Origin of the sequence: Jiangella mangrovi (assembly GCF_014204975.1) — a bacterium.
Lineage (GTDB): Bacteria > Actinomycetota > Actinomycetes > Jiangellales > Jiangellaceae > Jiangella > Jiangella mangrovi.
The window spans coordinates 4,813,100-4,835,890 of record NZ_JACHMM010000001.1; the positions used below are offsets into that span (position 1 = coordinate 4,813,100).

The window sequence follows — 22,791 nt, forward strand, 5'->3', positions numbered from 1 at the left end:
CGAGGTCCTGTCAATCGACAAGGCCATTATGCCCGCGCGGTGACCTCCTCCAGCTCCGCCGGCTCGGCGTCGCCCACCGTCGTCCGCAGCGAGGTCTCGCGCATGAACAGGACGGCGACGAAGGCGATCAGCGCGATCACGCCGGCGATGAGGAACACCAGGGCGGTCGCGTCGCCGTAGGCGTGCTCGACGATCACCCGCACCGGCCCGGGCAGGCCGCTGAGGTCCAGCGACGTGGAGCCGCCGCTCTGGGTGGCGTCCCCCGCCCCCGGAACCGAGGCCAGACCGTCGCTGATCAGTTCGGTCACGTGCGTGGCCAGGATCGCGCCCAGGACGGAGACGCCGGCCGCGCCGCCCAGCGAGCGGAAGAACGTCACCGTCGACGTCCCGGCGCCGAGGTCGCGGTAGTCCAGGCCGTTCTGCGCGGCGAGGACCAGGTTCTGCATGCTCGACCCGACACCGACGCCGAGGATCGCCATGTAGACGCCGATCAGCACCAGCGAGGTGGAGTGGTCGATGGTCCCCAGCAGCCCCAGCCCGACGACGATCAGCGCGGACCCGGCGACGAGGAACCTCTTCCACCGCCCGAACCGGGTCACCAGCTGGCCGGTGATCGTCGACGCCAGCAGCAGGCCGACGATCATCGGCAGCGTCAGCAGGCCGGCCGCCGTCGGCGAGTAGCCGCGGGAGATCTGGAAGTACTGCCCGAAGAAGACCGACGACCCGAACATCGCGATGCCGATGGCGACACTGGCGATGATCGCCAGCACCATGGTCCGCTGCTTCAGCAGCCGCGGCGGCACGACGGGGTCCTGGACCCGGCGCTCGACGGCGACGGCGAACGCGATCAGCAGCACGCCCCCGGCCACGAAGAGAGCCGACTGCCACGACATCCAGGCGAAGTTCTTGCCGGCCAGCGTGACCCAGATGAGCAGCACGCTGATGCCGCCCGGGATGAGCAGGGCGCCCAGCCAGTCGATCTTGGTGTCGGCGGTCAGGACGGGGAGCTTCAGGGTGCGCTGCAGCAGGATCAGGGCCGCGATGCCGAACGGCACGCCGACCCAGAAGCACCAGCGCCAGCCGAGCAGCTCGGAGTCGACGAGGAACCCGCCGAGCAGCGGGCCACCCACCGTCGCGACGGCCATGACGGCACCGAAGTAGCCCATGTACCGGCCGCGCTCGCGCGGGCTGACGATCGAGGCCATGACGATCTGCACGAGCGCCTGCAGGCCACCCAGCCCGAGGCCCTGCAGCACGCGGAAGCCGATCAGCGACTCCGTGTTCTGCGAGAACCCGGCCAGGACCGAGCCGATCACGAAGACGGTGATCGACAGCTGCACCAGCAGCTTCTTGTTCATGCGGTCGGCCAGCTTGCCCCAGATCGGGGTGGTGGCCGTGGCCGCGAGGAGGGTCGCCGTCACGACCCAGGTGTACTGGTCCTGGTTGCCGCCCAGGTCGCCGATGATGCGCGGCAGCGCGTTGGCGACGATCGTCCCGGACAGCATCGCCACGAACATGGCGAGCAGCAGCCCGGACATCGCCTCCAGCACCTGTCGGTGGGTCATCGCCGACGCGGTTTCCTGCGGTACCTCGACGGAACCGGCGGAGTTCGCCATCAGACGCGTCCCTTCTCTCCGCAGAGGTCCTCGCGGAGATCAGTGTTGAGCTTGGTGAGCAGGTCAACCAGCTGCCGGGCCTCTGCGTCACTCCAGTCCGCCAGCGCGGAGGCCATGACCTCCGTGCTGCGTTCCATGGCGCGCCGCAGGGTCGCGTGGCCCTCGGCGGTGACGTCGAGCAGGCCGGCGCGCGCGTCGTCCGGATCCGGACGGCGCTCCACCAGCCCACGTTCCACCAGCTCGGACGCCTGCCTGCTGGCGACGGACGGGTCCACCTGCAGCCGGTCGGCGAGTGCCGTCAGCCGCATGGGCCCCTCCTTGCTCAGCGTGGCGAGCATCCCGCCCAGCGTCGGACCCACGCCCTCGTAGATCTCGACGTGGCGGTGCGTGAGCAGCCGGCCCATGCGGACCAGGAGCCGCCCTTGTTCGACGAGCTCGCTCCAGACCTCGCTGCGCATGGCCGCGCGTCACCGCCCTCAGATGGTTGGTTACTGCAACTATATGGTTAATGGTTGCAGCACACAACTTTATTCCCGAGAGGCTACTCCTGGGCCAGGGACTCGTTCAGGCGTTTCAGCAGAACCGCCAGGGTGTCGACATCGGCCGCCGGCCAGTGCTCCAGCGCCTCGCCGAACCAGCGGCCGCGCGCCGCCCGCAGCTGCAGGACCCGCGACCGGCCCTCGGCGGTGATGTGGATGAGCCGGGCCCGGCCGTCCTGGGGATCGGGGACCCGCTGGATCAGCCCGAGCGACTCCATCTGCGTGACCTGGCGGCTGACGGTGGACTTGTCCAGACCGAGCTTCTCGGCGAGGTCGGCGGCGCGCACGTCGCCGCCGTCGGCCAGCAGGCCCAGCAGCCCGTACGCCGCGGCCTCGAGCCCTTCGTCGACCTGCCGGGCGAGGTCGATCGACAGCCGGCGCACGCGGCGCCACAGGAACGCCAGCTCCGCCTCGAGGTCCTCGTGGACCCGCTGCCGATCATTCATACGAACACCGCCAGGTGCTTCGCCCGGGAGCCGCGGTCCTCCGCCAGCGACAGCAGCGTACCGTCCGGCGCGAAGACGGCGACGGGGCCCGGCCCGAGTCCCGTGGCCGGCAGCGGCATGCCGTGCGCGACCTTGCCCGCGGTGTCGGCGTCGACGTCGAGGCGCGGGAACGCCGCCGCGGCCGCCTCGGCGATGGGGAGCAGGACGAACTCCTCGGCCAGCGCCTCGAGCGTGTGGGCGGCCGCGAGCCCGTACGGTCCCACCGCCGTGCGGCGAAGAGCCGTCAGGTGACCGCCGACGCCCAGCGACGCGCCGAGGTCGCGGGCCAGCGCCCGGATGTAGGTGCCGGACGAGCAGACGACCGTGACGTCGAGGTCGAGGAACTCCCCCTCGCGCCGCGACGCCAGCACGTCGAAGCGGCTGACGACGACGTCGCGCGGCGGCAGCTCGACGTTCTCGCCCGAGCGGACCCGGTGGTACGAGCGCACGCCGTCGATCTTCACGGCCGAGACGGCACTGGGGACCTGCTGGATCGGCCCCGTGAGCGCGGCGACGCCGTCGGCGACGGCCGCGTCGGTGACCGCCGAGGCGTCCGCCGTCGCGGTCACCTCCCCCTCGGCGTCGTCGGTGACGGTCGTGGCGCCGAGCCGGATGGTGGCGTCGTACTCCTTCTCCGTCAGCGCCAGGTGGCCGAGCAGCTTGGTGGCCTTGCCGACGCCGACGACCAGGACGCCGGTGGCCATGGGGTCGAGCGTGCCGGCGTGGCCGACCCGGCGGGTGCCGGCCAGCCGGCGGATCCGGGCGACGACGTCGTGCGACGTCCAGCCGCCGGGCTTGTCGACGACCACGAGGCCGTCGAGGTCAGCCACGGGCGTCGTCGCCCTCGGACTCGTCGACGTCGTCCTCGTCGTCCTCCGCCGGCTTGCGGTACGGGTCGGGGTCGCCGGCGTACTCGGCGTCGGCGGCCACCTGGGCGACCCGCTCGTCGGACTCGCGCGCCGTGCGGAGCAGGTCGTCGATGTTCGCGGCGTTCTCGGGGATGGCGTCGGCCACGAACTCCAGCGTCGGCGTGAACCGGACGCCGGTGCGCCGCCCCACCTCGGAGCGGACCAGGCCCTTCGCCTTCTCGAGGGCGACGGCTGTGGCCGCGCGCTCCTCGTCGCTGCCGTAGACGGTGTAGAAGACGGTGGCGTCGCGGAGGTCGCCGGTGATGCGGGCGTCGGTGACCGTCACGAACCCCAGGCGGGGGTCCTTGACCCGGCGCTCCAGCGTCTCGGCCGCGATCTCGCGGATCCGGTCGGCCAGCTTGCGTGCCCGCGCTGGATCGGCCATGGCACTACTCCTCGTCCTCATCGTTGTGGATCCGCCGCCGGGTGGAGAGCAGCTCGATCTCCGGGCGGTACGCGACGTGCTGCTCGACGGCGTCGAGCACGTCGATGCACTGACGGGAGTCGCCGGCGACGACGGCGACCCCCACTTCCGCGCGGCGGTGCAGGTCCTGGTGTCCGACCTCGGCCACCGCGACGTCGAAGCGGCGCCGCAGTTCGGCCACGATGGGCCGAACCACGGCGCGCTTCTGCTTCAACGAGCGGACGTCGCCGAGGAGCAGGTCGAACGTGATCGTTCCCACGAACACGGCTCGGGTCCCGCGGACGGCGTCAGCCGCGCGGCTTCTCCTTCATCTCGTAGGTCTCGATGCGGTCGCCGACCTTGATGTCGTTGAACGAGCCGAGGCTGATACCGCACTCGAACCCTTCGCGGACCTCGGTGACGTCGTCCTTCTCGCGCCGCAGCGACACGACCGTGAGGCCCTCGCCCACCACGACGCCGTCGCGGACCAGCCGCGCCGACGCGTTGCGCCGCATGATGCCGTTGGTGACCATGCAGCCGGCGATGTTGCCGATCTTGGACGACCGGAACACCTCGCGGATCTCGGCGGTGCCGAGCTGGACCTCCTCGAACTCCGGCTTGAGCATGCCCTTGAGGGCCGCCTCGATCTCCTCGATCGCCGCGTAGATGACCGAGTAGTACCGGATCTCCACACCCTCGCGGTCGGCCAGGTCCTCGACCGTCCGGCTCTGCGGCCGGACGTTGAAGCCGATGATGATGCCCTGGTCGATGGAGGCGAGGTTGACGTCGTTGGCCGTGATGGCGCCGACGCCGCGGTGGATGATGTTGAGGTTGACCTCGTCGCCCACGTCGATCTTGAGCAGCGCGTCCTCGAGCGCCTCGACCGAGCCGGACACGTCGCCCTTGAGGATCAGGTTCAGCGTCTCGACCTTGCTCTCGGCCATGAAGCTCTCGAGCGTGACCCGCTTGCGGGCCTTGGCCAGGGCGGCGTTGCGCTCCATGGCCTCGCGCTTCTCGGCGATCTGGCGCGCGGTGCGGTCGTCGTCGGCGACGAGGAACTTGTCGCCGGCGCCGGGCACCGCGGTGAGACCGAGCACCAGGACCGGCCGCGACGGCGTGGCCTCTTCGACCGGCTTGCCGTACTCGTCGAGCATGGCGCGCACCCGGCCGTAGGACTGGCCGGTGACGATGGCGTCGCCCGGGCGCAGCGTGCCGCGCTGCACCAGGACGGTGGCCACCGGACCGCGGCCGCGGTCGAGGTGACCCTCGATCGCGACGCCGCGAGCGTCCATCTCGGGGTTGGCCCGCAGGTCGAGGGCCGCGTCCGCGGTGAGCAGGACGGCCTCGAGCAGCTTGTCGATGTTGATGCCCGGCTTCGCCGCGACGTCGACGAACATGGTGTCGCCGCCGTACTCCTCGGCCACCAGGTTGTACTCGGTGAGCTGCTGGCGGATCTTCGCCGGGTTGGCGCCCTCGACGTCGATCTTGTTGACCGCGACGACGATGGGCACACCGGCCGCCTGGGCGTGGTTCAGCGCCTCGATGGTCTGCGGCATGACGCCGTCGTCGGCCGCCACCACGAGGATGACGATGTCGGTCACCTGGGCACCACGGGCACGCATGGCGGTGAACGCCTCGTGACCCGGGGTGTCGATGAAGGTGATGGCCCGCTGCTCGCCCTCGTGCTCGACGTAGACCTGGTAGGCACCGATGTGCTGGGTGATGCCGCCGGCCTCGGACTCGACGATGTTCTCCTTGCGGATCGCGTCGAGCAGCTTCGTCTTACCGTGGTCGACGTGGCCCATGACGGTGACCACCGGCGGCCGGGCCACCAGCGCGTCCTCGTCGCCCTCTTCGGCGTCGAAGTCGATGTCGAACGACTCGAGCAGCTCGCGGTCCTCGTCCTCGGGCGAGACCATCTGGATCTCGAAGCCGAGCTCCTCGCCCAGCACCCGGAAGGTGTCCTCGTCGACCGACTGAGTGGCCGTGACCATCTCGCCGAGGCCGAACAGGACCTGGACCAGCTGCGCGGGGTCGACGTCGATGCGCTCGGCGAAGTCGGCGAGCGACGCGCCACGGGGCAGCCGGACGACCTGTCCGTTGCCGCGCGGCAGCCGCACGCCGCCGATCGACGGGGCCTGCATGTTGTCGTATTCCTGGCGCTTCTGGCGCTTGCTCTTGCGGCTCTTGGCCGGCTTGCCGCCGGGACGGCCGAACGCGCCGGCCGTGCCACCGCGGCCGCGGCCACCGCCGCCACCGGGACGACCGCCACCGCCGGGACCGCCGCCGAAGCCGCCGCCACCACCGGGACGGCCACCGCCGCCACCGAAGCCGCCGCCACCGCCGCCACCGGGACGACCGCCGCCGCCACCGCCGGGACCGCCGGGACGACCGCCGCCGCCACCGGGACGACCGCCGCGGTCACCGCCGGGACGGCCACCGCGCTCGCCGCCACCGCCACCGCCACCGGGCCGCTGCGACGGGCGCGGCGGCATCATGCCGGGGTTGGGGCGCGGGCCGCCGGCACCCGGGCCACCGCCCGGACGCGGCGCCGGAGCGCTGGGACGCGGACCGCCCGGACCTGCGGCGCCGCGGCCTTCACCGTCGCGGCGCGAGCCGGGACGCTGCATGCCGGTGGAGCCACCGGACGAGAACGGGTTGTTGCCCGGACGCGGGCCGCCGCCGGGACGAGGCCGGCCCATGCCGGTGTTCTCGCCGCCGAACGGGTTGTTGCCCGGACGCGGGCCGGCCGGACGCGGCGCGGCGGGGCCGGGCTTGGGACCGCCCGGACGCGGCCGCTCGCCGCCACTGGGCCGCTGGCCCTGGTCCGAACCCGGACGCGGCCGGTCGCCGCCGCCGGGACGCGGGCCCTGGCCCGGGCGTGCGCCCTGGCCGCCGGGCCGCGGGCCCTGCGGGCCGGGCTGGCTCGGCTGACCCTGCTGGGCCGGCTGGCCCTGGTCGGCAGCCGGGCGCGGGCTCGGCGCCGGGGCCGGACGCGGACCCGGCGTGGGCCGGGACGCGGGCGGGGCGGCCGGAGCCTGCTGCTCGGCCGCGGGAGCCGGAGCGGCCGGGCGCGGGGCAGGCTTCGCCCCCGGCGCGGCGGGTGCCGGCGCCGGTGCGTTGTTCGTGGGACTGGGGGTGGGTGTTCCTGGCCTGGCCGTGGGGCCAGGACGACCGGGAGACCGCGGGGTCCCCTTGCCGGTCGATTGATTGGCGAATGCGTCGCGAAGCTTGCGGACGACGGGAGCCTCGACAGTCGACGATGCCGACTTGACGTACTCCCCGAGGTCACCCAGCTTGCCGAGGACATCCTTGCTCGTCACACCGAGCTCTTTCGCGAGCTCGTGTACCCGGACCTTTGCCACTGCTCTCCTCCTCGGCCCGGGCGTGTCGGCTCGGACCGGCTAGGTGGTGCGCGTGCTCATCGCTGCGTGCTCATCGAGCGCTCGTGAGCGTCACGTCGTGTCTCCTTCATCCATTCCGGCCGGCCGTTGCGGCCGTCCGTGTCGTTCCTCGTGCTCGGCAAGCCATCGACGCAGCTCAGCATCGTCGAGCGGCCCCTCGGCGCGAAGTGCGCGCGAGAACGCCCGACGACGCTCGGCTTGGTCGAGGCATCCCTGACTCGGGTGCAGGTACGCACCCCGGCCCGGGAGCCGTCCGTCGAGGTCGGGAACCAGCGCCCGTTCGGCGCCGGCACCGCCCGCGACGACACGGAGCAGTTCGGACTTGACCTCGCGGGACCGGCAACCTACGCAGGTGCGCACAGGTGACCGGCCGGATGCGCGGTCATTCACTCGAACAGTTTAGCGTCTATCACGCCTGAACGGTCACGCGGGCGTCCCGGCACCCCGTTCGGCCGTGTCGGGCTCGGTGTCGGGACGGATGTCGATGCGCCATCCGGTGAGCCGCGCGGCCAGTCGCGCGTTCTGTCCCTCGCGCCCGATGGCCAGCGAGAGCTGGAAGTCGGGCACCGTCACGCGGGCCGACCGGGCGGCCGCGTCGACGATCTCGACGCGCTGCACGCGCGCCGGCGACAACGCGTTGGCGACCAGCTCGGCGGGGTCCTCGGACCAGTCGACGATGTCGATCTTCTCGCCGTGCAGCTCCGACATGACCGCCCGGACCCGCGAGCCCATGGGCCCGATGCAGGCGCCCTTGGCGTTGACCCCCGGCACGGTGGAGAAGACGGCGATCTTCGTGCGGTGCCCGGCCTCGCGGGCGATGCCGGCGATCTGCACCGTGCCGTCGGCGATCTCGGGCACCTCGAGCACGAAGAGCTTCTTCACCAGGTTCGGGTGCGTGCGCGAGACCGTGATGACGGGGCCGTGCTGGCCCTTGCGCACCTGCACGACGTAGCAGCGGATGCGGCTGCCGTGCTCGTAGCGCTCGCCCGGCACCTGCTCGGCCGGCGGCAGCACCGCCTCGACCTTGCCGAGGTTGACCATGACGGTGCGGGGGTCGCGGCCCTGCTGGATGGTGCCGGAGACGATCTCGCCCTCGCGATCGAGGTAGTCGCCGAACGTGTTCTCGTCCTCGGCGTCGCGCAGCCGCTGCAGGATCTCCTGCTTCGCGGTGGTGGCGGCGATGCGCCCGAAGCCCGCGGGGGTGTCGTCCCACTCGCGCACGACGGCGCCGTCATCGTCGTGCTCCTGGGCCCAGACGGTGACGTGCCCGGTCTTGCGGTCCAGCTCGACGCGGGCGCGCGGCTGGTGGCTCTCGGAGCGCTGGTAGGCGAGCAGCAGAGCGCGCTCCGTCGCCTCGACGACCAGGTCGAAGGAGATGTCCTTCTCCCGCTCCAGTGCTCTCAGGAGCGAAAGGTCGATGTCCACGCTCTCAGTCCTCTTCCTCGAAATCGTCCAGCTCGGAGTCGTCGGTCTTGCGGAACTCGACCTGGACCTTGGCCTTGCGCACGTCGGTGTACGCGAGCTCGCGGCTGCCGCCGTCGACGTCGAGCACGGCGGAGTCCTGGCCGGCCGACACCACGCGGCCGGTGACCTCGCCGCCGTCGTGCAGGGTGGCGCGCACCAGCCGGCCCGTCGCCCGCGACCAGTGCCGGGGCAGGCGCAGCGGCCGGGAGACCCCCGGCGAGCTGACCTCGAGGGTGTACGGGTGCTCGCCCATGACGCCGGAGTCGTCCAGGGTCTTGGAGATGTGGCGGGACACCTCGGCGCAGCGGTCGAGGTCGACCCCGCCGTCGGCGTCGACGATGATGCGCAGCCGGCCGCGGCGGCCCGCCTGGGACAGCTCGAGCTCCTCGAGGTCGAGCCCCTCCGACGCCACCACGGGCTCGATGACCTGCTGGAGAAGGTCACGGGTCGCCGATGTCATCGGGTGCCCCTTCCTCGATGTCGAGTTGTCTCATGGTGTCTCATGGAATGGCGGTGTTCTTGACTCCCTGCCGCCAAGAGTAGCCAAGACTACAGCTCCGGCCGGTGATCCACGGGCGGGTTCTCACCGGTTACGGTGTCCCCCGTGACGCAGAGGGTGGACGACGGCCGGCGGCGGCTGCTCGCGCTGGTCGCCGGGGCTCCGGTCCTCGGCGCCGGGGCGCTCGCCGCGCTGTCGGGTTGCGCCGCCGACCCGCGTCCGAAGGCCGCGCCCGGCGCCCGCTCGTCCCTCGACGCCGACGTGAAGCTGCGCTGGCGCGCGGTGGCGTCGGAACAGGGGTTGCTGGCGCTGCACGCGGCCACCGTCGCCGCCCATCCGGACCTCGCGCCGCGGCTGGAGCCGCTGACCGCGCACCACGAGTCGCACCTCGCCGCGCTGCGCGACGACGGGCCGCTCCCGTTCGGTTCTGCAGCTGATTCCGTGGCTGCCACGCCGGAGGTGCCGGGCGAGGCGGGGGCCGCGCTGAGCGCCGTCGCCGACGCCGAACGCGCCGCCGCCGACGCGTGCGTCGCGGCCTGCCTGGCCGCGGCCGGGCCCCGGCTGGCGGCCGTGCTCGCGTCCATCGCCGCCTCCGAGGCCAGCCACGGGGTGGTGCTGTCATGAGCCTCGACGCCACCCAGGCCGCGCTGGCCGGCGAGCACGCGTGCGTGTACGGCTACGGCGTGGTCGGCGCGCACCTGCCCGACGGCGGCCCGGCCGCGCTGTCCGCGCTGGCCGCCCACCGTGAGCGGCGCGACGCGCTGACGGCGCTCATCCGCGCCGCCGGCGAGGATCCCGTGGCGGCCGAGCCGGGATACGCGCTGCCCTCCCCCGTCACCGACGAGGCGTCGGCGCGGGCACTGGCGGTGCTGCTCGAGGAACGGCTCGGCGGGCTCTACGCGGACCTGGTCGGAGCTGCCGACAGCCCGGAGCTGCGCGAACTCGCCGCCCGCGGGGTCGTCTCGGTCGCCGTCCAGGCGCTGGCCTGGGGCGGCGCCCCGGCCGCGTTCCCCGGCCTCGACGGCCGCGTCTGACGCCCGAGTCCGTCTAGCTGGGCCTCGCGGCGTCGAGGACTTCGGTGGTGAAGGCGACGAGCTGCTCGGCGACCTCGGCGGCGTGCGTCTCGAGGAACAGGTGCCCGCCGTCGTAGATGTGCGCCTCGAGGGTGTCCAGGTCCTCGTGGTAGGCCAGGACCTCGGCGATGTCGAAGTAGATGTCGTGGCGGCCCCACAGCACCAGGCACGGCGGCTGGTGCTCGCGGTGGTAGGCGGCGATCCGGGGGAACCGGGCCACGTGGTGCTGGTAGTCGACGAAGAGCTGGAAGTGCGCCTCGACGTTGCCGGGCCGCGTGAGCCGCTCCCAGTCCAGGTGCCACGTCTCGCGCGGCTGCAGGACCTGCAGCTCCGGTGACAGGCCGCTGAGGTACTGGTCGCGGGTGCCCTCGAAGGTCAGCCAGTCGGGCAGCTTCGCGCGGTTCTCCTCGGTCGGCTCGGCCCAGTACTGCCGCGCGGTGTCCCAGGTCTCGCCCATGCCCGCGTCGTGGGTGTTGCCGTTCTGCACGACCAGGCCCAGGATCCGCTCCGGGTGGCGCAGCGCCATGAGGTACCCGACCGGCGTGCTGTAGTCGGTCACGTAGAGGACGTAGCGCTCCACCCCGAGGTCGTCGACCAGGGCCTCGATGGCCTGCGACAGCCGCTCGTAGGTGTACTCGTACTCGTCCGGCGGCGGCGCGTCGGAGAACCCGAACCCGGGCATGTCCGGCGCGACGGTGTAGACGTGCTCGCCCAGCACCGGGAGCACCGCGCGGAACGAGTGCGACGACGCGGGGAAACCGTGCAGGAGCAGCACCGCCGTCGACGACGGGACGCCCGCCTCGCGGTAGTGCACCCGCAGCCCGCCGACGTCGTGGTCGAGATGTCTGGTCTTCGCTGCGTGTCTCATGCGAGTAACCGTACCCAGCCACTCACTGGTTATTCTCAAAGGTCGAAGCGGTCCAGCGCGCGGAGCTTGTTGGTGACGTCGAGCGCGGCCACCTTGTAGGCCTCGGACAGCGTCGGGAAGTTGAAGACGGTGTCGACGAGGTAGTCGACGGTGCCGCCGCAGCCCATGACGGCCTGGCCGATGTGGACGAGGTCGGCGGCGCCGGTGCCGAAGACGTGCACCCCCAGGATGTGCCGCGTCGTCGGGCTGACCAGGAGCTTCAGCATGCCGTAGGAGTCGCCGACGATCTGGCCGCGGGCGAGCTCGCGGTAGCGGGAGATGCCGACCTCGTACGGGACGGCCTCCTGGGTGAGCTCGACCTCGGTGCGGCCGCAGTAGGAGATCTCGGGGATCGTGTAGATGCCGATGGGCTGGATCTCGCGCAGCTCGTTGGCCGGCTCGCCGAACGCGTGCAGCGACGCCAGCCGTCCCTGGTCCATCGACGTGGCGGCCAGCGCCGGGAAGCCGATGACGTCGCCGACAGCGAAGATGTGCGGCACCGTCGTGCGGTACTGGGCGTCGACGGTGATGCGCCCGCGCGCGTCGGCCGCCAGCCCGGCCTCGGACAGGCCCAGCTCGGCGGTGACGCCATGCCGGCCGGCGGAGTACATGACGGTCTCGGCGGGGATCCGCTTGCCACTGGCCAGCGTGGTGACGGTGCCGTGCGAGCCGATCTCGACCTTCTCGACCTCCTCGCCGAACCGGAACGTCACCGAGAGGTCGCGCAGGTGGAACTTGAGCGACTCGACCACCTCGGGGTCGCAGAAGTCGAGCATCTGCGCCCGCTTCTCGACGACGGTGACGCGGGTGCCGAGCGCGGCGAACATCGAGGCGTACTCGATGCCGATGACGCCGGCCCCCACGACGACCATGGAGTCGGGGACGCGCTCGAGCGTGAGGATGCCGTCGGAGTCGACCACCCGGCCCTCGTCGAACTCGACGTGGGCCGGGCGGGCCGGGGTGGTGCCGGTCGCGATGACGACGTTCGCGGCGGTGACCTGACGGCGCTCCCCCGGCCCCTCGACGGCGACGGTGTGCGCGTCGACGAACCGCGCGGTGCCGACCACGAGATCGACGTGGTTGCGGAACAGCTGTGCACGCACCACCTCGATCTCGCGGCCGATGACGTGCTGGGTGCGGGCCAGCAGGTCCTGCACCGTGATCTCGTGCTTGACGCGGTACGACTGGCCGTACAGCTCGCGCATGGACAGGCCGGTGAGGTACAGCACGGCCTCGCGCAGGGTCTTCGACGGGATGGTCCCGGTGTTGACGCAGACGCCGCCGATCATGTGCCGACGCTCGACCACGCAGGCCCGTTTGCCCAGCTTGGCCGCCCCGATGGCGGCCTTCTGCCCGCCCGGCCCGGAGCCGATGACGAGCAGGTCGTAGTCGTACTCGGGCTCGTCCATGCGTCTGCTCCCGGGGTCGCCTGGACCCAACGCTAGCGGCGCCTGCCCGTCGCCGTCATCAGCACGGCAACGCCGATGAGCACCGCTCCGGCCAGCCCGGCCGTGCCGAGCCGCTCGTCCAGCACGACTGCGCCGAGCACGGCTGCCGTGATCGGCTCCATCAGCGAGATCAGCGCCGCCGACCCGGTGGCCACCGTGCGCAGGCCGGTGAAGTACAGGCCGTAGGCCAGTGCCGTCGGCGCCAGCCCCAGGTAGAGCAGCATGGCCACCGTCCCGGCATCGAGCCCGACGGTGACGCCGCCGGTCAGCGCCGCGACCGGGAGCAGCAGCAACCCGCCGGCGCAGAACGACAGGCCCGCCGTCGGCAGCGGCCCGAGGGTGTCGACGGGGCGAGCGCCCAGCATGGTGATGGCGGCGAACCCGGCCGCCGAGCCGAGCGCGCACGCCGTCCCCGCCAGTACCGCCTTCGGGTCACCCGCGGCCGGCGTGCCGACCAGCAGCGCGAGCCCCGCGATCGCCGTCGCGATGGCCAGCAGGATCCGCCCCGACGGCCGCCGCCGCCCGAGCGCGCTCTCGGCGGCGACGACGAGGACGGGCGACGCGCCGAGGGTGACGAGGGTCGCCAGGCTGACCGAGGTCAGCGAGACGGCGGCGAAGTAGCAGCTCTGGTACAGCGCGGCCAGGGCGCCGAGCAGCACCAGCCGGCGGACGCTGCGCCCGCCGAGGCGCAGCCGGGTCAGCCGGCCGGTGGCCAGCAGCCAGAGCGCGACCAGCCCTCCCCCGACGAGCAGCCGGTAGGCGGCGACGGCGAGCACGCCGAGGCCGGTGCGGTCGATGAGCAGCACCCCGGTGAGGCCGCCGGTGCCCCAGAGGACGCCGGCGCCGACGACGGCGAGCAGGTGGGTGCGGTCGGACGTGGGTGCGAGCGTACGGGTGTGGTCCACGGATCAGCTCCTGCGACGAGAAAGGAATGAGGCGCGCGGGAGCGGGACACGGCACAGGAAGGCGCACGAAGCCGGCCACCCAGAGAGGGGCAGCCGGCGCGCAGGAAGACGCGCCCCGCTAGAGAGCGGGGGGCGGGGTGATCGGGTACGTCCGGTGCATGAGGGGATCATACGGGAGGTTCGGGGCGTGCGGGCCGGCATGACCCGCCCGGCCGGGCGGCACCGCGCCAGAGTCGGCACCGGATCGACGGCTGGAACCGCCGGCATGCGGCCTATTGACGAGTGACGTGCCGGTCACACGGGTGCCGACGACGGCGCGGGTGGTGTTCGCGCGCGACGCGCAGGGTTGGCATGGCCCGCCCGGCTGGGAGGGCCCACCCTACAGGCCGGCACCGACAGCGGCACCACGCGCTCCACCCGACGGAGCGGCACCTCACCCGCCGTCGGCACCAGTCCGGCAGCGCGATCCGCCGGCACACGGTCTAGAGGCGAGTGAGGTGCCGGCCGCGCGGGTTCAGGGGACCGCGACCGGCGCGCCGCGCAGCTCGGCCGCCAGCTGCGACGGCGTGCAGCCGGCCAGCGCGTGGAACTCGCGGACGAGGTGACTGTGGTCGGCGTACCCGGTGCCGGCGGCGAGGTCGCTGATCGACGACGGCGGCAGCTCGGCCCGCAGGCGCCGCACCGCCCGCGCGAACCGCAGCACCCGCGCCGCCTCCTTGGGGCCGAGGCCCACCTGGTGGCGGAACCGGCTCGCCAGGTGCCGGCGGCTCCAGCCCACCTCGTCGGCCAGGGTGGCGACGCGCAGCCGCCCGCCGGTCGACGCGAGCCGCTCCCACGCCCACCCCACCTCGGGGTCGGCCTCGCGCGCGGCGGACGAGCGGCGCAGCAGGAACGCGTCGGCCAGCGCGAACCGCGACGCCCAGTCCGGCGCGTCGACCAGGCGCGCGACGAACTCGTCGCCGGAGCGTCCGAGCACGTCGCTCAGGCACAGGGATCCGTCGCGCAGGTCGGCGCCGGCCAGGCCGAGCAGCCGGTGCGCCCCGAGCGGCGTGAGGTCGATCTGCAGTCCCGCCTGGCTGCCGGCGAACTCCGTGACGGCGTAGGTGTCGTGGAAGCCGGCGACGAACGAGGTCAGCTCGCCGCTGACCCCGGGAGAACTGACCGACAACACGTCGCCGAAGCTGACGATGACCGGCACCCGCGGGCCGGGCAGCTCACGCCGTCGCACCGGCACCGGCGAGGACTCGACGTACCCGCAGTAGCCGACCACGTCGCCGGCCAGCGCGGGGTGTGCCGCGCCGGCCGGGTAGACGCCATCGGGCGGACCCGTCATGCCCCTATTCTGCGACGATCTCCCGCAGCCGGTCGACGACGGCGCCGACGGCGACCTCCTCGCGCTCGCCGGTGGCGCGGTCCTTGATCTCGACGACGCCGTCGGCCAGCCCGCGGCCGACGACCACGATGGTCGGCACGCCGATGAGCTCGGAGTCCTTGAACCTCACCCCCGGGCTGACGCCCCGGCGGTCGTCGTAGAGCACCCGCACGCCCGCCTCGTCCAGCTCCTCGGCGATGGACGCCGCCGCGGCGAACACCGCGTCGTCCTTGCCGGTCGCGACCAGGTGCACGTCGGCCGGCGCGACCTCGCGCGGCCAGATGATGCCGAGCTCGTCGTGGGAGTTCTCGACGATGGCCGCGACGGCGCGCGAGACGCCGACGCCGTAGGAGCCCATGGTGACGGTGACCAGCTTGCCGTTCTCGTCGAGCACCTGCAGGCCCAGCGCCTCGGAATACTTGCGGCCGAGCTGGAAGATGTGCCCCATCTCGATGCCGCGGGCGGTCTCGAGCGGGCCGGAGCCGTCCGGCGCGGGGTCGCCGGCGCGCACCTCGGCGGCCTCGATGGTGCCGTCGGGCGTGAAGTCGCGCCCGGCGACGAGGTCGATGACGTGCTTGCCGGGGGTGTCGGCGCCGGTGACCCAGCGGGTGCCCTCGACGACGCGGGGGTCGACGAGGTACCGGATGCCGGACGGGTTCTTCTCACCGAGCACACCGGGACCGATGTAGCCCTTGGCCAGCGCGGGGTGCTTCGCGAAGTCGGCTTCGGTGAACGGCTCGAGCTCGGCCGGCTCGATCTGCGCCTGCAGCCGCTTCTCGTCGACCTCGCGGTCGCCGGGGACGCCGATGGCGAGCGGCTCGCGGGTGCCGTCGGGGTGGTGCAGGACCACCAGCACGTTCTTCAGCGTGTCCGACGCCTGCCAGGGGCGGTCGTCGCGCGGGAAGCGCTCGTTGAGGTGGGCGACCAGCGTGTCGATGGTCGGTGTGTCCGGGGTGTCCTCGGCGTGCGCCGCGCGGACGTCGTCGTAGGGCACGGGCGGCGGCGCCTGCACCCGCACGGCCTCGACGTTGGCCGCGTAGCCGCCGGCCGAGCGGACGTAGGTGTCCTCGCCGTTCTCGGCCGTGGCGAGGAACTCCTCGCTGGCCGAGCCGCCCATGGCGCCCGACGTGGCCTGGACGATGACGTAGTCGAGCCCGAGCCGGTCGAAGATCTTGATGTAGGCGCCGCGGTGCGCCAGGTACGACGTCATGAACGCCTCGTCGGAGACGTCGAAGGAGTAGGAGTCCTTCATGACGAACTCGCGGCCGCGCAGGATTCCGGCGCGCGGCCGGGCCTCGTCGCGGTACTTCGTCTGGATCTGGTACAGCGACAGCGGAAGGTCCTTGTACGACGAGTACAGGTCCTTGACCAGCAGCGTGAACATCTCTTCGTGCGTCGGGCCGAGCAGGTAGTCGCCGCCCTTGCGGTCCTTGAGCCGGAAGATGTTGTCGCCGTACTCCTCCCACCGCTGGGTGGCCTCGTAGGGCTCGCGCGGCAGCAGCGCCGGGAAATGCACCTCCTGCGCGCCGATGGCGTTCATCTCCTGCCGCACGATCTCTTCGACGTTGCGCAGCACCGTGTACCCAAGCGGCAGCCACGAGTAGATGCCCGGCGCGGCGCGGCGGACGTAGCCGGCGCGGACGAGCAGCTTGTGACTCGGCACCTCGGCGTCGACCGGGTCCTCGCGCAGGGTTCGCAGGAACAACGTCGACATGCGCAGGATCACGGTGCTCTCCAGGGCGTTCACGGGACGGATCGGGCAACGAAGGACGAGGATAACCGCCCGCTCAGCAGCGGGTCACGGGGATTCCAGCATGGTCAGCCCGGCAGCCGCGCCGCCGCGACTGTCCACCACCTCGGTGGTGCGCTCCAGCGCCTCCTGCAGCCGGGCCGCGGTCGCCGTCCCAGTGTCGCCGCTCGCGAGCGCGGCCGGCACGTCGAGCACCTCGACCGGCGGTGTGTAGGTCTGGTAGAGCGGCAGGAACTCGGCCTTGGTGACGGTGAACGCCCCGGCGCCGCCCGCGGACTCGGTGAAGGTGAACCGCGTCAGCAGCCCTTCGGCCTTGGGGCCCTCGGGCTCGGCGTGGTTGGCCATGAGGTTGCCCATGCCGTAGACGACCCACTCGCCGCCGACGTTCTCGATCGGCTGGACGACGTGCGCGTGGTGGCCGAGCAGCAGGTCGATGTCGGGCGACGCGATGAGCTGCGGCGCCAGCTCGCTCTGCAGCGTGTTCGGCTCGTGGACGTATTCGTCGCCCCAGTGCAGGGCCGCGACGACGACGTCGGCGCCCTCGGAGCGGGCGGTGGCGGCGTCGGCCAGGATCCGAGCAGGGTCGATCTCGTGGCCGCGCCAGGTCTCGCCGTTCGGCGCCGGGATGCCGTTGAAGCCGAACGTGTACGACAGCAGCGCGACGTCGACGGGCTCGCCGTCGGTCACGGGCACCTCGACGTGGGTGATCTGCTCCGACTCCTCGGGCGTGCGGGCCGACCCGGCGTGGGCCAGCCCGGCGGCGTCGAGGGTGTCGAGCGTGCGGTCGACGCCGGCGGCGCCCTGGTCGAAGGTGTGGTTCGACGCGGTGGTGCAGGCGTCGTAGCCGGTCTCGGCCAGCGCCGTCACGACCTGCGGCGGCCCCGAGAACGTCGGGTAGCCCTCGTACGGCCCGCCGGCGGGCGCGAGCGGCGTCTCCATGTGGCAGACGGCGAGGTCGGCGCCCTCGACGATCGGCGCGATGTTCGCCAGTTGCGGCGCGAAGTCCATCTCCTCGCCCGGCCCGGCGTCGTTGCGCGCCTGCGTCCACAGCCGCTCGTGCAGCAGCACGTCGCCGGTCGCGACCAGCGTGAACGTCCGCGGGTCCGGCGTCGGCGTGGGCGTGGGAGTCGGCGACGGTGACGTCGTCGGCGTGCCCGGGGACGAGGGAGGAGCGGCGCCGGAGCTGTCGCCGTCGTCGCTTCCGCAGGCCGTGAGAGCGAGGAGGCCGGCGACGGTGGTAGCAGCGGCGAGGCGGGCGAGTCGGCGGTTCATCGCCGACCAGTGTGCCTGACGAAGGTGACGAGCATGCGCGACTTCAGAACATGATGGTCGCGAAGCGGCCGACCTCGGCGAAGCCGACCCGCCGGTAGGCGCCGCGCGCGGCCACGTTGAAGTCGTTGACGTAGAGCGTGACGGCCGGCGCGATCTCGCGCAGCGCGTGGTCGACGACCGCCGCCATGCCGCCGACGGAGAGCCGCTCGCCGCGACGGTCGGGCCGCACCCACACACCCTGCACCTGGCAGGCGTACGGCGTGACGGCGCCGATCTCGGCCTTGAAGACGATCTCGCCGTCCTCGAACCGGGCGAACGCGCGGCCGGCCCGGACCAGCTCGGTGAGCCGCGCCTTGTAGTACGCGCCGCCGTCGGTACCGGTGGGCGAGACGCCGACCTCCTCGGTGAACATCGCGATGGCGGCCGGCAGCAGGAGGTCGATCTCGTCCGGGCGCACCCGGCGGACCTGCGGATCGGGGGTGACGGCGGGCCGCGAGCGCAGCGCCATGACCGGCTGGCAGGCGCGGACCTCGCGGGCCGGCCCCCACTCGGGGCGCAGCAGGTCCCACATGGAGAGGACGGCGTCAGCGGGCCCGACGATGGACGAGCAGCGCCGGCCGCGGCGGACGGCGAGGTCGGCGAACGTGCGGGCGGCCCGGGCCGACGCGGCCACCGGCACCAGGTTGGCGCCGGAGTAGCAGAGCGAGCGCAGCCGGTGGTCCTCGTAGTACCCCCACAGCTCGCCGGCCAGCCGCGACGGCGCGAGTCCGGACGCGTGCACGCGGGCGCCGACGAACACGTCGAGACAGGGGTCGCGGTCGAGCAGCGCGACGGCGTCGTCCAGGTCGGCCTGGCTCAGCGGGCGCACCGCCGTCGACGTACTGAGCACGTCGCCCCCTCTCCCCCGAGCTCCCCCTTGCGACGCCGCCGTGTCGCCGTCAGGCGACGGTGACCACGGGGCCGCCGTCCCCGCCGGCGTCCTCCATGGTCTCGGCGATCCGCATGGCCTCTTCGATCAGCGTCTCGACGATCTCCGACTCGGGCACCGTCTTGATCACTTCGCCCCGGACGAAGATCTGGCCCTTGCCGTTGCCGGATGCTACGCCGAGATCGGCCTCGCGCGCCTCCCCAGGGCCGTTGACGACGCAGCCCATGACGGCGACGCGGAGCGGAACCTTCATGCCCTCGAGCCCCGCGGTGACGCGGTCGGCGAGGGTGTAGACGTCGACCTGGGCGCGGCCGCAGGACGGGCAGGACACGATCTCGAGCTTGCGGGGGCGCAGGTTGAGCGACTGCAGGATCTGGTTGCCGACCTTGACCTCTTCGACCGGCGGCGCGGACAGCGAGACCCGGATGGTGTCGCCGATGCCCTTGGAGAGCAGGGCGCCGAACGCCGTCGCCGACTTGATGGTGCCCTGGAACGCCGGGCCGGCCTCGGTGACGCCGAGGTGCAGCGGCCAGTCACCGCGCTCGGCCAGCAGCTCGTAGGCGCGGACCATGACGACGGGGTCGTTGTGCTTGACCGAGATCTTGAAGTCGTGGAAGTCGTGCTCCTCGAACAGCGACGCCTCCCAGACCGCGGACTCGACCAGCGCCTCGGGGGTGGCCTTGCCGTACTTCTCGAGCAGCCGCGGGTCGAGCGAGCCGGCGTTGACGCCGATGCGCAGCGAGATGCCGGCGTCCTTGGCCGCCTTGGCGATCTCGCCGACCTTGTCGTCGAACTTCTTGATGTTGCCCGGGTTGACGCGGACGGCGGCACAGCCGGCGTCGATGGCCGCGAACACGTACTTGGGCTGGAAGTGGATGTCGGCGATGACCGGGATCTGCGACTTCTTCGCGATGGCGGGCAGCGCGTCGGCGTCGTCGGCGCTGGGCACCGCCACCCGGACGATGTCGCAGCCGGCCGCCGTGAGCTCGGCGATCTGCTGCAGCGTCGCGTTGATGTCGGTGGTCGGCGTGGTGGTCATGGACTGCACGCTGATGGGCGCGTCGCCGCCCACCTCGACCTTGCCGACGTGGATCTTGCGCGACGGCCGGCGCGGCGCGAGCACGGGCGGCGGCAGCTGCGGCATCCCCAGGGCGACGTTCATGCGAATTCCACTCTCTCCTTGCGCTCTAGCCCAGTAGCCGGACGGGGTTGACGAGGTCGGCGTAGATCAGCAGGGCACTCATGCCGATGAGCACGACGGCCACCCCGTAGGCCAGCGGGAGCGCCTTGGCGACGTCGACCGGCTGCGGCTCGGGGCGGCGGAACACTTTGGCGAAGGCCCGCTTGATGGCCTCCCAGATGGCGCCCGCGGCGTGCCCGCCGTCGAGCGGCAGCAGCGGCACGAGGTTGAAGATGGCGATGGCCATGTTGAACGAGGCCAGCATCATGACGAACGTGGCCACCCGCTGCGCCGCGGTGAGACCGTCGGCCGACGCGATCTCGCCGCCGATGCGCCCGGCGCCGACGATGCTGACCGGGGTCTCGGGGTTGCGCTCGCCGCCGCCGAACGCGGCGTCCCACACGTCGACCATGCGCTGAGGGATGCGCGACATGGCCTCGGCGGTGTTGCTGATGAACCCGCCGGTCCAGGCGAGCGTGCCGCCGACGGACTCCTGCTGGAAGTGGTCGAGGGTGGGGGCGATGCCCAGGAAGCTGGTGTCGACGGTGGCGCCCTCGGGGCCGTCGGGGTCGGGCCGCTCGGCCATGATGAGGTCGGGCGTGAGGTCCATGCGCCGGCCGTCGCGCTCGATGACCATGGGCATGGGGCCCTCGCCCGCGGCCTGGATGGCGGCGGAGACCTCGGTCCAGGTGGTGACGGGGGTCCCCTCGATCTCGAGGACGCGGTCGCCGGGCAGGATGCCGGCCGCGGCCGCGGGCGCGTCGGGGAAGCCGGTGCAGTCGTCGCCGGCCTCGGCGGCCTGCGACGCCGGGATGACGCACTCGTTGACGACGCTGACGACGGGGGCGAACACCGGCTTGTCCGGGTTGCCGAACGTCATGAGCACGCCGCCGGCCAGGACGATGGCCAGGACGACGTTCATGGCCGGCCCGCCGAGCATGATGATGAGCTTCTTCCACCAGGCCTTGCGGTAGAAGAGGCGGCCCTCGTCGCCGGGCTGGATCTCCTCACGCGAGGCCGTGCGGGCGTCGCGGGCCATGGTCTGGAACAGCCCCGTGCTCGACTGCCGCAGCTGGGTGCCGTCGCCGCCGGGCTCGGGCGGGAACATGCCGATCATGCGGACGTAGCCGCCCAGCGGGACGGCCTTGAAGCCGTACTCGGTCTCGCCGCGCTTGCGCGACCACACCGTGCGCCCGAAGCCGATCATGTACTGGCTGACCTTGACGCCGAACAGCTTGGCCGGCACCAGGTGGCCGATCTCGTGCAGGGCGATCGAGACGACCAGCCCGACCGCGAAGAGCAGGATGCCGACGACGGCCAGCAGGTCCATCAGCGTTCCTCTTCCGATCCGGCGAGCTCGCGGGCCCGGGCGCGCGCCCAGTGCTCGGCGGCCGCCACGTCGTCGACGCTCCGTGCGTCACCACCACCGTACTCGTCAAGGATACGGGCGATGGTGTCCACGATGCCCGGAAACCGCAGGCGACCCGCGACGAACGCGGCCAGGCACTCCTCGTTGGCCGCGTTGTAGACGGCGGGCGCGAGGCCGCCGCGGGTGCCGGCGTGCCGCGCCAGCTCGACGGCGGGAAAGGCCTCGTCGTCGAGCGGCTCGAACTCCCAGGTGGACGCCTTGGTCCAGTCGCAGGCCGGTGCGGCGTCGGCCAGGCGGTCCGGCCAGGACAGCGCCAGGGCGATGGGGATGCGCATGTCCGGCGGGCTGGCCTGCGCGATCGTCGACCCGTCGATGAACTCGACCATGGAGTGGACGATCGACTGCGGGTGCACCACGACCTCGATGGCGTCGAACGGGACGTCGAACAGCAGGTGCGCCTCGATGAGCTCGAGACCCTTGTTCACGAGGTTGGCGGAGTTGATGGTGACGACCGGGCCCATGCTCCACGTCGGGTGGGCCAGCGCCTGCTCCGGTGTGACGTCGGTCATCTGCGCGCGCGTGCGGCCGCGGAACGGGCCGCCACTGGCGGTGAGGACGAGCTTGCGGACCTCTGGGCTGGCGCCGGAGCGCAGGCACTGGGCGAGGGCGCTGTGCTCACTGTCGACGGGGACGATCTGGCCCGGCTTGGCCCGTTGCCTGACGAGGGTGCCGCCGGCGATCAACGACTCCTTGTTCGCCAGGGCGAGGGTCCGGCCGCTGTCGAGGGCCGCGAGCGTCGGCGCCAGGCCGATGGAGCCGGTGATGGCGTTGAGCACGACGTCGGCGTCCTGGGTGGCGGCGAGCTCGGCGGCGGCGTCGGGGCCGGCCAGGACCTTGGGGACGCGATACTCCCCGGTCTCGTAGCCGCGCTCGCGGGCGGCGGCGTAGAACGCGAGCAGCAGGTCCTCGGCGGCGCCCGCCTTCGCGACGGCGACCGTCTCGACGCCGAGCTCCAGCGCCTGCGCGGCCAGCGTGGCCGGGTCGGAACCGCCCGCCGCCAGGCCCGTCACCCGCAGCCGCTCCGGGTTGCGCTGCACGACGTCGATGGCCTGGGTGCCCACCGATCCGGTCGAGCCGAGGATGACGACGTCGCGGACGCTCTGCATGGATCCCATTCTCCCCCGCCCGCCTGAGCACAACCTGAGCGGCACTGTCGATCATGGAGAAGGTCGGCCCAAATCACGCCCGGAAGCCGCTCTTCTCCATGAT

Annotated in this window: 22 protein-coding genes; 2 read left to right on the top strand and 20 right to left on the bottom strand. The window is 72.5% G+C overall.

The annotated features are described in order from the left end of the window. Nucleotides 1-26 precede the first annotated feature (26 nt). The 10 genes from HD601_RS22200 to rimP form a co-directional block, all read right to left on the bottom strand. A complete protein-coding gene (locus HD601_RS22200; protein ID WP_184825550.1) occupies nt 27-1,616 on the bottom strand; it encodes a DHA2 family efflux MFS transporter permease subunit in 1,590 nt (529 codons plus the stop codon). Then, the gene (locus HD601_RS22205) at nt 1,616-2,074 is read right to left on the bottom strand and encodes a MarR family winged helix-turn-helix transcriptional regulator (RefSeq protein WP_184825552.1); all 459 of its coding nucleotides are present in this window, start codon (nt 2,072-2,074) and stop codon (nt 1,616-1,618) included. The genes HD601_RS22200 and HD601_RS22205 overlap by 1 nt, the downstream gene beginning before the upstream one ends. Before the next feature lie 83 nt (nt 2,075-2,157). Then, complete coding sequence (locus HD601_RS22210; RefSeq protein WP_184825554.1) at nt 2,158-2,601, bottom strand: MarR family winged helix-turn-helix transcriptional regulator; 444 nt, start codon at nt 2,599-2,601, stop codon at nt 2,158-2,160. Continuing rightward, nucleotides 2,598-3,470, bottom strand: coding sequence for a tRNA pseudouridine(55) synthase TruB (gene truB / locus HD601_RS34130; protein WP_184825556.1), 873 nt, complete (start codon nt 3,468-3,470; stop codon nt 2,598-2,600). Before truB ends, HD601_RS22210 begins: the two co-directional genes overlap by 4 nt. Next, on the bottom strand, nt 3,463-3,933 hold the full coding sequence (gene rbfA, locus HD601_RS22220; RefSeq protein ID WP_184825558.1) for a 30S ribosome-binding factor RbfA: 471 nt from the start codon (nt 3,931-3,933) through the stop codon (nt 3,463-3,465). Before rbfA ends, truB begins: the two co-directional genes overlap by 8 nt. 4 nt (nt 3,934-3,937) lie before the next feature. Then, entirely contained in the window at nt 3,938-4,237 is a 300-nt protein-coding gene (locus tag HD601_RS22225) for a DUF503 family protein (RefSeq protein WP_116948300.1), read from the bottom strand. A 22-nt stretch (nt 4,238-4,259) separates the two neighbouring features. Continuing rightward, nucleotides 4,260-7,316: a translation initiation factor IF-2 gene (gene infB, locus HD601_RS35930; protein ID WP_184825560.1), complete on the bottom strand. Its 3,057-nt coding sequence runs from the start codon at nt 7,314-7,316 to the stop codon at nt 4,260-4,262. Nucleotides 7,317-7,406: 90 nt separating this feature from the next. Further along, entirely contained in the window at nt 7,407-7,745 is a 339-nt protein-coding gene (locus HD601_RS22235; protein ID WP_343076439.1) for a YlxR family protein, read from the bottom strand. Between the two features lie 33 nt (nt 7,746-7,778). Continuing rightward, the gene (gene nusA / locus HD601_RS22240) at nt 7,779-8,780 is read right to left on the bottom strand and encodes a transcription termination factor NusA (RefSeq protein ID WP_184825562.1); all 1,002 of its coding nucleotides are present in this window, start codon (nt 8,778-8,780) and stop codon (nt 7,779-7,781) included. A 4-nt stretch (nt 8,781-8,784) separates the two neighbouring features. Next, nucleotides 8,785-9,279 (bottom strand): ribosome maturation factor RimP, encoded by a 495-nt coding sequence (gene rimP, locus HD601_RS22245; RefSeq protein ID WP_184825564.1) that lies wholly within the window; start codon nt 9,277-9,279, stop codon nt 8,785-8,787. A gap of 144 nt (nt 9,280-9,423) precedes the next feature. On the opposite strand from rimP, the gene HD601_RS22250 reads away from it, so the two are divergent. Both HD601_RS22250 and HD601_RS22255 read left to right on the top strand, forming a co-directional pair. Next, nucleotides 9,424-9,942: a hypothetical protein gene (locus tag HD601_RS22250; RefSeq protein WP_184825565.1), complete on the top strand. Its 519-nt coding sequence runs from the start codon at nt 9,424-9,426 to the stop codon at nt 9,940-9,942. Beyond that, nucleotides 9,939-10,352 (top strand): ferritin-like domain-containing protein, encoded by a 414-nt coding sequence (locus HD601_RS22255; RefSeq protein WP_184825567.1) that lies wholly within the window; start codon nt 9,939-9,941, stop codon nt 10,350-10,352. The genes HD601_RS22250 and HD601_RS22255 overlap by 4 nt, the downstream gene beginning before the upstream one ends. Before the next feature lie 13 nt (nt 10,353-10,365). On the opposite strand, the gene HD601_RS22260 is transcribed toward HD601_RS22255, so the two are convergent. From HD601_RS22260 to dxr, 10 genes are all read right to left on the bottom strand, one after another. Next, complete coding sequence (locus HD601_RS22260) at nt 10,366-11,259, bottom strand: alpha/beta fold hydrolase (protein ID WP_184825569.1); 894 nt, start codon at nt 11,257-11,259, stop codon at nt 10,366-10,368. A 35-nt stretch (nt 11,260-11,294) separates the two neighbouring features. Beyond that, a complete protein-coding gene (gene sthA, locus HD601_RS22265) occupies nt 11,295-12,707 on the bottom strand; it encodes a Si-specific NAD(P)(+) transhydrogenase (protein ID WP_184825571.1) in 1,413 nt (470 codons plus the stop codon). A 32-nt stretch (nt 12,708-12,739) separates the two neighbouring features. After that, entirely contained in the window at nt 12,740-13,651 is a 912-nt protein-coding gene (locus HD601_RS22270) for an EamA family transporter (RefSeq protein WP_221441206.1), read from the bottom strand. 514 nt (nt 13,652-14,165) lie between these two features. After that, the gene (locus HD601_RS22275; protein ID WP_184825573.1) at nt 14,166-14,984 is read right to left on the bottom strand and encodes a helix-turn-helix domain-containing protein; all 819 of its coding nucleotides are present in this window, start codon (nt 14,982-14,984) and stop codon (nt 14,166-14,168) included. A gap of 4 nt (nt 14,985-14,988) precedes the next feature. Further along, a complete protein-coding gene (locus HD601_RS22280) occupies nt 14,989-16,749 on the bottom strand; it encodes a proline--tRNA ligase (RefSeq protein WP_184830123.1) in 1,761 nt (586 codons plus the stop codon). Between the two features lie 72 nt (nt 16,750-16,821). Next, nucleotides 16,822-18,045, bottom strand: a complete 1,224-nt coding sequence (locus HD601_RS22285; RefSeq protein ID WP_184825575.1) for a CapA family protein — start codon at nt 18,043-18,045, stop codon at nt 16,822-16,824. 43 nt (nt 18,046-18,088) lie between these two features. Next, on the bottom strand, nt 18,089-18,934 hold the full coding sequence (locus HD601_RS22290; protein ID WP_184825577.1) for a GNAT family N-acetyltransferase: 846 nt from the start codon (nt 18,932-18,934) through the stop codon (nt 18,089-18,091). A 49-nt stretch (nt 18,935-18,983) separates the two neighbouring features. After that, nucleotides 18,984-20,135, bottom strand: coding sequence for a flavodoxin-dependent (E)-4-hydroxy-3-methylbut-2-enyl-diphosphate synthase (gene ispG / locus HD601_RS22295; RefSeq protein WP_184825579.1), 1,152 nt, complete (start codon nt 20,133-20,135; stop codon nt 18,984-18,986). Between the two features lie 25 nt (nt 20,136-20,160). Then, a complete protein-coding gene (locus HD601_RS22300) occupies nt 20,161-21,483 on the bottom strand; it encodes a M50 family metallopeptidase (protein ID WP_184825581.1) in 1,323 nt (440 codons plus the stop codon). Then, nucleotides 21,483-22,688 (bottom strand): 1-deoxy-D-xylulose-5-phosphate reductoisomerase, encoded by a 1,206-nt coding sequence (dxr, locus tag HD601_RS22305; RefSeq protein ID WP_184825583.1) that lies wholly within the window; start codon nt 22,686-22,688, stop codon nt 21,483-21,485. Before dxr ends, HD601_RS22300 begins: the two co-directional genes overlap by 1 nt. Nucleotides 22,689-22,791 lie beyond the last annotated feature (103 nt).